Source organism: Halobacterium bonnevillei (genome assembly GCF_009831555.1).
Lineage (GTDB): Archaea > Halobacteriota > Halobacteria > Halobacteriales > Halobacteriaceae > Halobacterium > Halobacterium bonnevillei.
This window is the reverse complement of the sequence record NZ_WUUU01000077.1, coordinates 1-13,682: the sequence shown is the minus strand read 5'-3', so window position 1 is coordinate 13,682 and position 13,682 is coordinate 1. Positions and strand designations below refer to the sequence as shown.

Genomic DNA, 13,682 nt, shown 5'->3' with positions numbered 1-13,682 from the left:
CATCCTCGGGGTCCGGAGCGGCCTGCACGCGCTCGGCGTCCCCGAAGTCGGCGTCGGCGAACGCGGGACTCAACACGACGACGTCGGCCTCCCGTGCGAACCGCCGGGCCTTCCGCGCACCGACTGCACCGCCGCCGACGACGAGCACGGACGCGTCCGTGAAGTCGTGCACGAGTGGAATCACGGTTGCCACCCCGACCGCTCGGTCCCTGACTCGGAAGACCCCGTCATGCGGTATTCGCGTCGGCCCGCTCCGCGAGTCGGATGCCGGTCTTCTTCAGGATGCGCGTCGAGAACAGCGTGTCCCAGTCGTCGTCGCCGACGTCCCAGTACTCCTCCATGACGTCCCGGACCTGCTGGACGCGGCGCTCGCTCTCCGCCTCGCTGCGGCCGTGTGTCATCGCGAAGAAGTTGTACGGCCACACGTCCTCGTGGCGCGGCCGCTCGTAGCAGTGCGTCACGAAGTCGAGGCTCGCAACCGCCGGCCCGACCTTCGCGACGACGTCGTCCGGCACGTCCCAGACGGTCATCCCGTTCTCCGTGTACCCCAGCGCGTAGTGGTTCGGGATGACGCCGACGCGCCGCACCTTCCCCTCCACGTTGAACCGGCGCAGCGTCTCGACGACCCAGTCGGTGTCCTCGCCGATGTCGTCGGCGACGGCTTCGTAGGGCGTCTCCACGATGGGGAGGCCGTCCTGGACCGCGAGCACGAGGTCTCGCTCGGCCGGCGTCAGCGTGTCCCGGTCGGTCCGCTTCGGCGTCGCGCCGAGGTGCGAGAGGTCGACGTCGCCGTCCGACACCGGCCCGTCCACGAGGAACTTCGCTTCCACGCGGAACTCCCGCTGCTTCGGGAGGTTGTACGTCTCCTGACCCGTCTCGTCCTCGATGTCAGCGAGCACGGACTCCACGCGACCCGGTTCGGCGACCGAGATCACGAACCACATGTTCAGGTGCGGGTGTTCGCGCTCGTAGTTGTGCGCGACCTCGCGGTAGCTGTTGACTGTCTCCGCGACGTCCTCGAACTCGTCTTCGGGCGCGTGCATCGCGACGAGCGACGCCGCACCGCCGATTTCTTCGGCGTTGATGAGCGCGCCGAACCGCGTCAACACGCCCTCGTCGTCGAGGCGCTGCACGCGGTCGAGCAAGCCAGCCGGGTCGACGTCGATGCCCCGCGACCGGAGCGCGTGCGCCGCCGGCTCGAACGGCCGGTGGACGACCGGGAATCCCCCCTGGAACGCGTTCAGAACGGCGCGGTCCCGGTCGTCGAGGTCCGCTACTTCCATACGCACGTCTCGGGTGGCCCGGGACATAAACGACCCGGCTTGCGATACAGCGTCGGAACGTGAAAACAACGGCGTGAGCGCTTCTCTTCGCCGAATTATCGGAATGACTCGGATTGCTGGGTTCTGTCAGGTCCGTCGCCGCCTCGGTAGGCCGAGCTTACAGTTCGAAGCCGGCCTCGGTGATGGCCACGACGCGGTCCACGCCGTCCAAATTCCGGACGTCAGCTAACACTGCGTCCTGATCGCCGGTCGCCTCCCAGTACAGCACCAGGTCGAACGTCCCCTCGCGGACGAGTTGCTGGCACTCCCAGACGAACTCGTCGTCCTCCAGAGTGAGTCCCTGGTGTTGGTTCACGCCGAACTCGTCGCTGTCGTTGCCCGAGTAGACGTACGTGTCGCCCTTCCCGGCGCGCTCGGCGACAGCCTCGCCGGCGTCGAGGGTGAGCTGGTGGAGCATGCTCTCCTCGCTGGAGTCGTAGGTCGTGTGTACGACGGCGCCCGCGAGTTCGATGTCCCCCGGCTTCAGGAGTTCGACCGTATCCCGGTAGAGGTCCTCGTTGACCGTCTCGCTCATAGCTGAACGGACACACCTGTGGGCAATACGTGTGGCGATTCCCGCGAACGCCCCCAGCCGCTGGGAGCGCCGCCAGGCCGCCAGATTACCGCCGCCGCGCTCCCGAGCCATCGACCCGAGACTGTCTGGGGCAGTTCGCGCGGTCGCGGCGCGCGGGCAGAAGGCTCATACGTCACACCCTCCTCGGGTGCAAACGATGCGAAACTTGCTCGAAGGCGTCGCGACCGCCGCCTACGAGCGCGTGCTGCGGCGAGAAATCGACGGCGCACCCGCACACGTCGCCGTCATCCAGGACGGAAACAGGCGGTACGCACGCGAACAGGGTCGCGACGCGACCGACGGCTACCAGTCCGGCGCGCAGACCACCGAGCAGGTGCTGGACTGGTGCGGTGAACTCGGCGTCGAGGAGCTGACGCTGTACGCGTTCTCCACGGAGAACTTCAACCGTCCGCGCGAACAACAGGAACACCTCTTCGACCTGCTGGAGGAGAAACTCCAGGAGTTCGCGGACGCCGACCGCGTCCACGACGAGCGGGTCCGGATCCGCGCAATCGGGGACACCGACCGCCTGCCGGAACGCGTGCGGGACGCCGTCGACTACGCCGAATCCCGGACCGCGGGCTACGACGGGTTCGCGTTGAACGTCGCGCTCGCGTACGGCGGCCGCGCGGAACTGCTCGGCGCGGCCCGCGGCGTCGCAACCGCCGTGCAGGACGGCGACCTCGACCCCAGTGACGTGGACCTCGACGAAATCGAGTCCAGACTCCACACCAGTCCCGTCCAGGACGTCGACCTCATCATCCGCACCGGCGGCGACGAACGCACCTCGAACTTCCTCCCGTGGCACGCCAACGGCAGCGAGGCCGCCGTGTTCTTCTGCACGCCGTACTGGCCGGAGTTCTCGAAGGTCGACTTCCTGCGCGCCGTCCGCACCTACGAGTCCCGGGAGGCGTCCTGGCGGCAGACGCGAGCGAAACGAGCGCTCGCGCTCGTCCGCGCGCTCGGCAGCGAGGTCGGGGAAGCCCGCCGCGTCCTCGACCGCCTCAAGGGCACGCTCCCGGACCCCCCTGAGGACGTCGACGCGGAAGGACGGTCCGCGGACTGATCGGGAGAGTCACCGCGACAACTGACACACGGACTTCCTACCGCCCGAACCGCTGGAAATCGGAGATTTCCATGCTTCGCACGCTTCGCTACGCTCAGCGTCCGAACCGCCGCTGCCGATTCTGGTAGTCCAGCACCGCGCGGAGGTAGTCGCGTTTCCGGAAGTCCCGCCAGTTCACGTCCGTGAAGTACAGTTCCGAGTAGACGGACTGCCAGATCATGAAATCCGAGAGGCGTTCCGCGCCGGTCTTGATGACGAGGTCTGGCTCTTCGGGGAACACCAGTTCGGACTCGATGGTGTCCTCGTCGATGTCCGCGGGCGCCATCTCGCCGGCGTCGACGGCGTCGGCGACGTGCCTGACGGCGGTCGCGAACTCGTGTTTGCCGCCGAGGCCGACGCTCACCTGAATCGGGGCGTCCGCGCGCTCGTCGTCGTCCGGGCCGCGCACGTCGACGCCGCGGGGCGCGGACACCCGCGTGAGTTCGCGCTCCAGCGTCGGCACCGCGGCCTCGTCGAGCACGCTCACGTAGACCGTGACGCGGTCGGCGCCGTAGTCGAACGCCCACCCGAAGAAGTCCGAGAGCGTGTCGTAGGCGCCGGCTTCCAGCAGGTCGCGCTCCGTGATGACGAGCGCGACGTGGTCGGGCGCCTCCGCGTCGTGACGGCGGACGCGCGCCGCGAGGTACCAGTCGTAGAGAGCCACACCGTCGAAACGAGGGCGCGCGCTCAAAATCCTGCTGGTCGCGGGCCGCCCGACGGCCCGCTCGTGCCTGCGGACCAGCTGCCCGAACGAAGCCGATCAGGAGGGACGCGACTGACTGTCGACGTCCCCGGCGACGCGAGCGGGTTCGGGGAAGTTAAGTAGGGTCCCGGGCAAGCCCCGGGAGACGTGAACTGGAGTCTCCGGCGCGCCACGGCGTTCGCTGCCGTGGCGTCGCTGTCGCTGGCCGCGCCACTCCTCGGCCGGGCAGCGGCGGTCCCGTTCGCCCTCGTCGCCGTCGCGGCGTTCCCGGTGACCGACGGCTGGCTGTTCGACGTGTTCTCGACGCCCCGCGACCGCCGCGAGGAACGCCTCCGGACCCTCATCGGGTTCGCGCTCGCCGCGACCGGCGTGGGTCTGCTCGTCCCCGTGTTCGACCTCCCGGTCGGCGTGTTCGTCGCGACAGTACTCCTGGTCGGGTACGGCGACCTCGGACGCCGGCTCGTGCTCGCGGTCCGAGAGCACCGCGCGTACTCGATGGTCGGGTTCGTCGTCGTCGGAGCGCTCGTCGCGCTCGCCGGGCAGACCATCGCCGCTGCCGTTCTCGGGCAGCCGATGAAATTCCCATACTGGGTGTTCCTGGCGGCGAGCGGAGCGCTCGTCGCGGGCGTGCTCCGTTCGGTGTTCGTCGCGCGCGACGACCCGCTCGTTCTCCTGACCGTCGCGCTCCTGCTGTGGCTGTTCGCAGTGCTCGCGCCGTTCGCGGACCTCACAACGGCGGCCTCCTGGGAGCGCGTGCTCGTCGCGCTCGCCGTCACCACCGGCTTCGGGTACGTGTCGTACGCGCTCGGCGCTACATCCGTCGCCGGGATGCTGACGGGCGTCCTGCTCGGGCTGCTCGCGGTGGTTCTCGGCGATTACGGCTGGTTCGTCGTGCTCATCGCGTTCTTCGCCGTGGGCAGTCTGACGACGAAGTTCCGCTACGACCAGAAACTCGCGCGCGGCGTCGCCGAGGAGAACGAGGGCGCACGCGGCACCGGGAACGTCCTCGGGAACTCCGCCGCGGCGCTCGTCGCGCTCCTCCTGTACGCCGCTCACGCCCACGTGCCGCTGACGGCGACCGCGTACCAGTTCGCATACGCGGGGGCCGTCGCGACCGCGCTCGCGGACACGCTCTCGAGCGAGGTCGGCGGCCTCTTCGACGACCCGCGACTCGTGACGACGTTCGAGCGCGTCGAACCGGGAACTGACGGCGCGGTCACGTGGCAGGGCGAAATCGCGGGACTCACGGGTGCCGCGCTCATCGCCGCGCTGTGCGTGTTCGTCTTCGAGTTCAGCGCGGTCGGCGCGGCCGTCGTGCTCGCCGCCGGATTCGCCGGAATGACCGCCGACAGCCTCGCAGGCGCGGTCCTGGAGGGCGACGTCGTCGGCAACCAGGGCGTGAACTTCCTCGCGACGCTGACCGGCGGCCTCGCTGGCGGCGCGCTCGCGCTCGTCGGCACACTCGCGTAAGGCCTCCTGCGCGACCCTCACCCGCGGTCAGGACGTAGCGCTGCCGACTAGTCAATACGCCGTCAGCGGCCCGCAGAATGGCTGTCCTCAGTGCTGCAGGGTAGTTGATTTATTCCCGCAGAATCGCTGTTCTCAGTACTCCTCGAAGGCGTGGACGCGGACGCTCGCCGGCTGCTTGACGTACTCGCCCGCTGCGGCTCCGACGAGTTTCCCGACGCCGCGCTGGGCGGCGACGTCCAGCAGGCGCTGGGTGACAGTGTCGTCCACGACCACAATGGGTGGCACTGGATCCGCCTTGTCCAGTTCGTCGAAGGCGGTGTCCGCGTCCGCTTCGACCAACACGGTGAGGTCGCCGTCCAGGAGGCGGACCGTTCCGGACCCCGCGACCGCGTCCACGTGGTCGCCGACGGTCATCGGCTCCGCGCCCGCAGCCGCGCCCTGCGCCTCGTCCGGCCGCCCCGAGTCGGAATCGGACACGGTCTCCGGGGATTCGGTGGCCGGTGACTCTGTCGTCGACGTCGGCTGAGTCGTGGGCGCCGGCGTGGCGCTGCCGTCCGTGGCGGCAGTCACTTCGTCGGCGACCTGATCGTCGTCTCCGGAGTCCGCGGGTGGAACCTCGTCGACCGGCCCCGCCGCCGCGGCCTCGCCGTCAGTGGTCTCGGGGACCGCACCCTCCGCGCCCTGGTCGGTCGCTTCAGCTGTTTCGGACGACGCGCCCTCTGTGAGTTCGCCGTCGTCAGCGGTGACGCTCACGGGCGCCACTGCGTCCGCTGGCGTCTTGTCGCGGAGCGCGGCGTCCACGGACTTCCGCGAGAGGTCCTCGACGGACTCGCCGCGCGGGGCGCGAGCGACGTAGTCGAGGTCGGCGACCTGTTCGAGTTCGCGCAGAATCAGGTCGCCGCCGCGGTCCCCGTCGAGGAACGCCGTCGCCGTGCGGTCTTCCGTGAGCTCGGCGACGGCGTCCGGCACGTCCGTCCCCTCGACGGCGACGGCGTTCTTGATGCCGTACTCCAGGAGCGTGACGACGTCTGCGCGCCCCTCGACGACGAGCACTGCGTCGCTGGATTCGACGTTCGGGCCCGCCGGGTAGCCCTCGTAGTCGGTGATGTCCTCGACGCGGACGCTCTCCCGGACCTCCCGGAGGATGTCCTCGGAGTCGATCGCGCCCTCGTCGAACGCCGTCGCCAGCAGTTCCTTCGCGCGGTCGACGATCTCCCGCCGCTTGGCTGCGCGCACGTCCTCGATGCGCTGGACTTCGACCTGGGCCCGACAGGGCCCGATACGTTCGACGGCCTCCAGCGCGGCCGCCAGCGTCGCGGTTTCGACGCGGTCGAGACTGGATGCGATAGTGATGTTCCCGAAGGACTGGCCGCCCTCGCTGTCGACGGAGACGTCGATGCGGCCGAGTTTCGCGGAGTCCTGCAGGTCACGGATGTCGAGGTCGTCGCCGAGCAAGCCCTCGGTCTGCCCGAAGGCCGCACCGACCACGTCGGTGCGCTCGACGACGCCGTCGGCGACGAAGTCCGCGTGTATCAGGTACTTCGCGGTGTCCTCCATCAGTCTCGTTCTCTTTCAGATCTACGTACGCGTGTGGGAAATAGCTGTCGTGACGGCGCCAAAACTCCGCGGTCGCGACGGCCGGCACCCGACTCCCGGATTCGGACGCCCGGGCTCCCGCGCGGCCACCGCGGTTACAAGTCCGCCGGCGGTACCGCCGCACATGGTGGACCGATCCAACCGCTCGCTCGAACGGTACCCCCGACAACTCGAGGACGGTTCCCAAATTCTCGGCATGGACGCCGCCGGCTCGATAGTCTACTGGGATCCAGTCCGGGAAGTGACACTCGGCGGGGACGTGCTGCCGGACGGCGACCTCTCGGAGATCGAGTTGCGTCGGGAACTCGGCGTGAACGAGACCGTCGCGGACGTCGTCGAGGAGATCGAGGAGACCGTCGGCTGGGACGAACTCTCGGAGTACGCCGAGAAGGTGCGCGGGACGGACGACGACGAATAGCCACACGGGAGACGCGAATGCGAGGAATAGCCAGTTAGAGAAACTAGCGGCGGCCACCGCACAGACCAGAGAAAATTTTTCTACGGTCTGCGTTGCAGAGGAGTTCAGTAACACTTAACCGGGGAAGATAGATAGATATTCGTAATATGCCGTCACGTTCGGCGCTCGGTTGGGGCATCGTGTTCGTGGTGCTCGTCGCGTTCGCTATCCCCTGGTTCCTGTGGGGCGACGAGACGATGGTCGCCGGCCTGCCCGCGTGGATCTGGTGGCACGTCGCCTGGATGGGGCTGACGGCCATCGCGTTCGCAGCGTTCGCCAGCCGCGACTGGGGGACGTTCGTGGAGGTGAGCCGATGAGCGCGCTGCTCGAGGTCAGCATCGTCGCAGCCTACATGCTGGTCGCGCTCGCCGTTGGCGTGGTCGCGTACCGCGTCACCGACCAGACCGCCGAGGACTACTACCTCGCGGGCCGCGGCCTCGGCACCGGCGTCCTCCTGTTCACCACGTTCGCGACGCTGCTGTCCGCGTTCACGTTCTTCGGCGGCCCGAACATCTCCTACCAGCTCGGCCCCGAGTGGATCCTCGTCATGGGACTGATGGACGGCGTCCTCTTCGGCCTGCTGTGGTACCTCCTCGGCTACCGGCAGTGGCTGCTCGGGCGCGCCCACGGCTACGTCACGCTCGGCGAGATGCTCGGCGACCGGTTCGGGTCGCAGACGCTGCGCGGGCTCGTCGCCGCAGTGAGCATCTTCTGGCTGTTCCCGTACGTGATGCTCCAGCAGGTCGGCGCCGGCACCGCCCTCGAGGGACTGACCAACGGCGCGGTCCCGTACTGGGCCGGCGCCGGCTTCATCACGCTGTTCATGATCGCGTACGTCGTGCTCGCCGGGATGCGCGGCGTCGCGTGGACGGACACCCTCCAGGGCGTGTTCATGCTCGGAATGGTCTGGGTGGCGTTCGCGTGGATCGCCGCCGCCCTGGCCGCCGACGGCGGTATCGCCGCCGCGATGCCCGCCGAGTTCCGCGGCCTCGGCGGCGGCGCGTACTCGCCGCAGTGGATGCTCTCGCAGGCCGTCGGCATCGCCTTCGGCGTGACGATGTTCCCGCAGGTGAACCAGCGGTTCTTCGTCGGGAAGTCCGAGACAGTCCTGAAGCGGTCGTTCGCGCTCTGGCCCGTGCTGGTCGTGCTCCTGTTCGTACCGGCGTTCCTGCTCGGATCGTGGGCGCAAGGCCTCGGCCTCTCGCTGCCCGAGGGCGGGAACATCCTCGCCGTTCTGCTCGCGGAGTACACCCCCGGCTGGTTCGCGGCGCTCGTCGTCGCCGGCGCGCTCGCGGCGATGATGAGTTCCTCGGACTCGATGCTGCTGTCCGGCGCGTCGTACTTCACGCGCGACCTCTACCGGCCGTTCGTGAACGAGGACGCCAGCGAGCAGCACGAGAACGTCCTCGGGCGCGTCGGCGTCGTCGCGTTCGCGTCCGCGACGTTCGTCGCGAGCCTCTTCGAACCCGGAACGCTCGTGGAGATCGGGGAGACCGCGTTCGGCGGGTTCGCCCAGCTCGCACTCCCGGTCGCCGTCGCGCTCTACTGGCGCGGCACCACGCGCTCGGGGATGCTCGCGGGCGTCGGCGGCAGCCAGCTGTTCTACCTGCTGACGGTGTTCGGCCCGACGGTCACGCTCGGCGGCTACCCCGTCATCGCCGACGCGTACTGGGGCTGGCTGCCCTCCGTCGTCGGCATGGGCATCGGGCTCGTGCTCACCGTCGGCGTCTCCGCCGTGACGACGCAAGCTACGTCCGAGGACACCAGCGTCTACTTCGAGCGCGTCCGCGCGGACTGAACATCCGCGTCAGTCACACAGCGTCTTCCCAGTCCGAGAGTCGCTCCCGCTCCCATTCGCGGTGCTCCCGCAGCCGCTGTTCGCCCGCGTCCGTGAGCAGCAGTCGGTCGTGGACGCCGTCCGGCTCCCGCGTGATGATGTTCGCGTTCTCCAATTTCCGGACCGCGCCGTTGAATCGCTTCGGCCGGATGCGGTCGTCGTTCTTCCGCTCGATGGCGCGCTTCACGGACTGCTGGGTCGGGTCGCCCTCGCTGGCGACCACGACGCAGACGTCCCGGCGCAGCCCCGACTGCAACCACTTGCTCATGGACCGGAGTTGGCTAGTGGGGAAGAAACCGGTGGCGGTTGGCGCCGATCCCATTTCCGATGACGTCGACAAGCGGGAGGCTGGCACGTGTTCGAGTGGTCAGCCAGGTACGTCGATTTTCACAAATTACCGCCTGGAAGAACCGATAGAATCCGAGTGGGCACCCATCAAGAGGACAGTAGTCGAGAGAAGTGGGGGCTGAAAAGTGGAAAAACGGGGGCTCGGAAGGGGGGAACCAGGTCCACGTGCCTAGTTTGCCGTATCCTCCGCGGAGACAACGATCTCCCCACTGATTGTATCGGAACTGTCCAAATTACTGGCGTCGATGTACATCCCGACGTTCACTTCGTCAGACGGCGAGGTCGTTTTCGAATTGGCGGCGCCCTCCGCCGAATCTGATGGGTCGCCGCCCCAGTAGAAGTCCACGCGCCCCGCCGTGTTCGACGAAATCCACTGGGCGACTTCGCCAGTCCCGGGGTTACCGTTCGGCCCGTGATTCTGGATTTTGAACACGTTGTCGATGTAGTACTCGGAGTTCGGGTTGACGCCGTTCCCGTTGGGGAAGGTCAGGTTGTCTCCGTCGACGTTGATTTCGAGTTTGTCACCGTTCTGTTCTGCGAAGTGACCGTGATGGTTGGGGTCAGAGTCTGATGCGGGAACTAACGCCAGGAACGAGTTAGCGTCGTCCTCGACCTGCACAGTCACTGCGCGTTCCCCGGAGTTCATCTGGGAGAACGCACCTGTACCAATTGCTGCCGCCCCGCCGGCGGCGAGCGCTCCCATTCCGACGATGAATTTGCGTCGTTGCATTGTTCTCGGTTGTCGTTTCGCGCCCAGCGTGGACGTCGCGGCGGACCGACGAACTCCCGACGGCGCGTAGTCACCCATCGGAGCGGACAACCATTGGAATATACACCCGATAGAATCGGAAAAGAACCGCTCCACCCACGGAATAGGGGGCGAGCGAGCGAGAAGGTTCTATTTGGCGCGGTTCAAGGCCACGCTTACACACACGTGTCGGGATTCCACGACGCGTGCGACTGCCCAGTCGAGGGACGGCCGGGACGACGTAGTAGCGCGGAGCATCGAACAGGAGATCGGCGTTTCGGAAGTGGTTCACGCCCGCGAGACACAAATTTGACGTGTTAAACGGACCAGTATACACGTTTTTCCGAACTAAAGGGAGCACATAGTGAAATGTAATACTGCTAAAAGGAACTGTGGGGAGACCGACTCCTGGGGCTGCCGCACGCGACACGAACCCGGGCCGAAGGATGAGCAAACCGAAACGCACCAGCCGATTCCCGACAATCGACGCCCCGGAATTCAGCCGGGACACGACGCTTGAAGTCCTCAGCAATCAGCGACGCCGGTTCACGATCCACTACCTCAAACAGCACGACGACAGACAGGTATCAGTCTCGGAGCTGGCCACCCAGGTCGCGGCCTGGGAGTACGACAAGGACCCGGACGCCCTCTCACACCAGGAACGCAAGCGCGTGCAGAACGCGCTCCGTCAGTTCCACCTCCCGAAGATGGACGACTACGGGTTCATCGAGCACGACGCCCAGCGCGGTACCGTGACGCTCTCCGATGCGGCGGCCAGCACGAACTTCTACGTGGACTCGCTCACCGGCAGCGACATACCGTGGGGCGCGTACTACCTCGCGCTCTCCGCACTCGGTTTCATCCTGGTGGTCGGACTCTGGGTCGACCTCTATCCGTTCTCGCTGGTCTCCCCGTTGACCTGTGGGGTGTTCTTCGTGACGGCGCTTGCGGTGTCCTCTGTCGGCCACTTCTACGACAACTACTACCGGATGCGACTCGGGGCACGAGACAAGCCTCCCGAAGTCGACGACCAATGAGTCCGCATCGCCACCTCGTGCTCCTGGTCGTCGTCCTCCTCGGCGTCGGACTCGCGTCGAGTACCGGCGGATTCAGTTCGGCCGGGGTCGACCGCGGCATCTCCGTCCAGGTCAGCGACGACGACTCCGCGTACGTCGCGTTCGAGCAGACGACCGAAGACACCGAAACTGGAACGACTGACCTCGAACTCACAGTCACCAATCGATTGCCGTCCGGTGCCGCGCTCACGACGCTGGAAGTCACAGTCAACGAGTCGACTGTCGACCTCGCAGCCAACGACTCGGTCTGGCCGAACGAGACAGTTACGCACTCGTTCTCGTCAGTCGAGTGCGGCGACCCGATAACGGTTGCCGCGTCCGGAAACGGCGTGAGCGTACGCCTCGACCGGACGATCCAGTGCTGACGGAGCGGACTCGATTCTCGAACTCCAGCGGGGTGCTCGCCCGGTCCAGTAACTGGTTCGAACGGGTGCCCGGACCAACGATCGCTGGATTGCGAACGTGGCAGTTCCGAACGTTCGTCAACCAGAACGGGGCGCCGGGAAACACCGAAGGGGAAGCAGCGGTCAGTACGAGCATGAACGAACCCGATCTCGGGTCCGTCCTCGACCACGACACCGCGGTCCGGCGCGCTGACTCCGGCGCACTCCCGGAGTGGGCCCAGCGGCACTTCGAGAACTTCCGGGCGTCGGTGACCGGGGAGCGCGACGGCGCGCCCTTCCCGTGTTTCTTCGGGAAGGCGTCCGTCGAAGAGGGGCGGCCGCTGTACGCGTTCGTGGAGTCGGCGACAGACCCCGACGCCCTCTTCGCGCTCCGGGACGCCCTCCTGGAGTACCTCGACGTCTTCGAGGCGCACGGCGACCGCGTGAGCTTCGCGGTGTTCTTCAAGCCGCCGGCGGGCACGCTGACCGAAGCGGAGTGGCACGAGCGGTTCTGGCACGTGCTCCAGTTCCTCCACGTCGAGGACCCCGAGCCGTGGCCCGCGGACATCCCGACCGACCCCGACGACCCGTACTGGGAGTTCTGCTTCGGCGGCGAACCGATCTTCCCGACGGCGCGCGCGCCGTTCTACGAGGACCGGCAGAGCCGGCACTGTCCGGTCGGTCTCGAAGTGACGTTCCAGCCGCGAACAATCTTCGAGGGCATCACCGGCGACACGGCGGCCGGCCAGCGGGCGCGGGACCGAATCCGGAGTCGGCTGGAGGACTACGACGACGCCGCGTGTCCACACGCCGACCTGGGCGAGTGGGGCCAGGAGGGCGACCGCGAGTGGCCGCAGTACCTCCTCAGTGAGGACGAATCGCAGGCGCCCGAGCGGTGCCCGCTCCAGGTGACGCCGGACGTGACGGCCGAGCGAGTATGAACGCGCGCGCCGACGCAGGGGACGGGCACGCACCGGTGCTGGTGCTCGTGGACTTCCAGGCAGGGTTCGACGACCCGGCGTACGGCGACCGGAACAACCCGGACGCAGAGACCAACGCCGCTCGCTTGCTGGACGCGTGGCGGGAGCGCGGCGACCCGCTCGTGCACGTCCGCCACGACTCCACCGAGCCGGAGAGCCCGCTTCGCGCGGCCGAACCCGGGTTCGCGTGGAAGCCCGAGACCGAGCCCGAAGACGGCGAGCCGGTGTTCGTGAAGTCCGTCAACAGCGCGTTCGTCGGGACCGGGCTGGAGGAGTGGCTTCGGGAGCGCGGCCACGAGGAACTGGTCGTCTGCGGGTTGACGACCGACCACTGCGTCTCTACGACGGCGCGGATGGCTGACAACCTCGGGTTCGACGTGTCCGTGGTCGCCGACGCGACGGCGACGTTCGACCGCGAGACCCACGACGGGGGGCGTATCGGTGCGGCGGCGAACCACCGCGCGGCGCTGGCGCACCTCCGCGGCGAGTTCGCCGAGGTGGCGACGACTGACGACGTGGTCTGACGGGACGTATCGCGGTCACCCGAGAAGGGGCGCGACTGCAAACGCGAACGCCGCCGCGAGCACTGCTGCGTAGGCGGTGGTTGCGAGCGCGACGACCAGGAGGGGGCGCTGGAGGCGGCCGCGCTGGTGGCTGCGCGCGGTGGCGTACCCGACCAGCGGGAGGACTTCGATGGCGTGCAACCCGACGAAGTGCGCGACCCGGAAGTCGCCGCCGAGGTTCCAGCGTACCACGGGGAGCGTCGGCCCGGACCCGGTGGCGGCGCCCGAGATCGCGTTCATCGTGCCGCCCTGGAACGACCCGACCACGAACAGCAGGACGCCGAGGCGGATGCCCCACGCGAACGCCGGCGCGACGTCGAACTCCCGCCGCCACGAGCGCGCGAGCAGCCACGCCAGGAGGCCAACGGACGCGACGATTGTGGCGCCCATCACAACGTAGACAGCCGTATCGAGGGGCGTCGCCGTGTTGAAGTGCGATTCGACGCCGCGCGCGGCTTGCCCGCCGATGAGCGCGATCTCGACCACCACGCCCGCGGCGATCGCCGCGGCTGGCAGTTCG

16 protein-coding genes and 1 pseudogene are annotated in these 13,682 nt (G+C 67.8%); 9 read left to right on the top strand and 8 right to left on the bottom strand.

Going from position 1 to position 13,682, the window contains the following annotated elements:
• The 3 genes from GRX66_RS10545 to GRX66_RS10535 all read right to left on the bottom strand — a co-directional run.
• Positions 1–184, bottom strand: a 184-nt coding sequence (locus tag GRX66_RS10545; protein ID WP_325064063.1) for an NAD(P)-dependent oxidoreductase, incomplete at its 3' end; no start/stop codon positions are given.
• 43 nt (positions 185–227) lie between these two features.
• Complete coding sequence (gene ahbB, locus GRX66_RS10540) at positions 228–1,283, bottom strand: siroheme decarboxylase subunit beta (protein WP_201292986.1); 1,056 nt, start codon at positions 1,281–1,283, stop codon at positions 228–230.
• A gap of 157 nt (positions 1,284–1,440) precedes the next feature.
• A complete protein-coding gene (locus GRX66_RS10535; protein WP_159526520.1) occupies positions 1,441–1,857 on the bottom strand; it encodes a DUF5778 family protein in 417 nt (138 codons plus the stop codon).
• Positions 1,858–2,053: 196 nt separating this feature from the next.
• Between GRX66_RS10535 and uppS the strand changes: the two genes are divergently transcribed.
• The gene (gene uppS, locus GRX66_RS10530; RefSeq protein ID WP_159526519.1) at positions 2,054–2,962 is read left to right on the top strand and encodes a polyprenyl diphosphate synthase; all 909 of its coding nucleotides are present in this window, start codon (positions 2,054–2,056) and stop codon (positions 2,960–2,962) included.
• Positions 2,963–3,056: 94 nt separating this feature from the next.
• On the opposite strand, the gene GRX66_RS10525 is transcribed toward uppS, so the two are convergent.
• Entirely contained in the window at positions 3,057–3,665 is a 609-nt protein-coding gene (locus tag GRX66_RS10525) for an undecaprenyl diphosphate synthase family protein (protein ID WP_325064062.1), read from the bottom strand.
• Positions 3,666–3,851: 186 nt separating this feature from the next.
• On the opposite strand from GRX66_RS10525, the gene GRX66_RS10520 reads away from it, so the two are divergent.
• Positions 3,852–5,174: a DUF92 domain-containing protein gene (locus GRX66_RS10520; protein ID WP_325064061.1), complete on the top strand. Its 1,323-nt coding sequence runs from the start codon at positions 3,852–3,854 to the stop codon at positions 5,172–5,174.
• Between the two features lie 132 nt (positions 5,175–5,306).
• On the opposite strand, the gene dnaG is transcribed toward GRX66_RS10520, so the two are convergent.
• Complete coding sequence (dnaG, locus tag GRX66_RS10515; protein ID WP_159526517.1) at positions 5,307–6,731, bottom strand: DNA primase DnaG; 1,425 nt, start codon at positions 6,729–6,731, stop codon at positions 5,307–5,309.
• A gap of 163 nt (positions 6,732–6,894) precedes the next feature.
• Here dnaG and GRX66_RS10510 point away from each other — a divergent pair, with 163 nt between their 5' ends.
• From GRX66_RS10510 to GRX66_RS10500, 3 genes are all read left to right on the top strand, one after another.
• The gene (locus GRX66_RS10510) at positions 6,895–7,188 is read left to right on the top strand and encodes a hypothetical protein (protein WP_159526516.1); all 294 of its coding nucleotides are present in this window, start codon (positions 6,895–6,897) and stop codon (positions 7,186–7,188) included.
• Positions 7,189–7,334: 146 nt separating this feature from the next.
• A complete protein-coding gene (locus GRX66_RS10505; protein WP_159526515.1) occupies positions 7,335–7,544 on the top strand; it encodes a DUF3311 domain-containing protein in 210 nt (69 codons plus the stop codon).
• Complete coding sequence (locus GRX66_RS10500; RefSeq protein ID WP_159526514.1) at positions 7,541–9,025, top strand: sodium:solute symporter family protein; 1,485 nt, start codon at positions 7,541–7,543, stop codon at positions 9,023–9,025. Before GRX66_RS10505 ends, GRX66_RS10500 begins: the two co-directional genes overlap by 4 nt.
• 13 nt (positions 9,026–9,038) lie before the next feature.
• Here GRX66_RS10500 and GRX66_RS10495 read toward each other — a convergent pair whose 3' ends face one another.
• Both GRX66_RS10495 and GRX66_RS10490 read right to left on the bottom strand, forming a co-directional pair.
• The gene (locus tag GRX66_RS10495; protein ID WP_159526513.1) at positions 9,039–9,332 is read right to left on the bottom strand and encodes a PadR family transcriptional regulator; all 294 of its coding nucleotides are present in this window, start codon (positions 9,330–9,332) and stop codon (positions 9,039–9,041) included.
• A gap of 249 nt (positions 9,333–9,581) precedes the next feature.
• Positions 9,582–10,142: a DUF1102 domain-containing protein gene (locus GRX66_RS10490; protein ID WP_159526512.1), complete on the bottom strand. Its 561-nt coding sequence runs from the start codon at positions 10,140–10,142 to the stop codon at positions 9,582–9,584.
• A 464-nt stretch (positions 10,143–10,606) separates the two neighbouring features.
• On the opposite strand from GRX66_RS10490, the gene GRX66_RS10485 reads away from it, so the two are divergent.
• The 4 genes from GRX66_RS10485 (at position 10,607) to GRX66_RS10470 (ending at position 13,123) form a co-directional block, all read left to right on the top strand.
• Positions 10,607–11,197 carry a DUF7344 domain-containing protein gene (locus GRX66_RS10485; protein ID WP_159526511.1) on the top strand — a complete coding sequence of 197 codons (591 nt, stop codon included), beginning with the start codon at positions 10,607–10,609 and terminating at the stop codon, positions 11,195–11,197.
• On the top strand, positions 11,194–11,601 hold the full coding sequence (locus tag GRX66_RS10480) for a hypothetical protein (protein ID WP_159526510.1): 408 nt from the start codon (positions 11,194–11,196) through the stop codon (positions 11,599–11,601). Before GRX66_RS10485 ends, GRX66_RS10480 begins: the two co-directional genes overlap by 4 nt.
• 173 nt (positions 11,602–11,774) lie before the next feature.
• A complete protein-coding gene (locus GRX66_RS10475) occupies positions 11,775–12,560 on the top strand; it encodes a YqcI/YcgG family protein (RefSeq protein ID WP_159526509.1) in 786 nt (261 codons plus the stop codon).
• Entirely contained in the window at positions 12,557–13,123 is a 567-nt protein-coding gene (locus tag GRX66_RS10470; RefSeq protein WP_159526508.1) for a cysteine hydrolase family protein, read from the top strand. The genes GRX66_RS10475 and GRX66_RS10470 overlap by 4 nt, the downstream gene beginning before the upstream one ends.
• 15 nt (positions 13,124–13,138) lie before the next feature.
• On the opposite strand, the pseudogene GRX66_RS10465 reads toward GRX66_RS10470, so the two are convergent.
• A pseudogene (locus GRX66_RS10465) lies at positions 13,139–13,682 on the bottom strand (hypothetical protein); the annotation flags it as partial.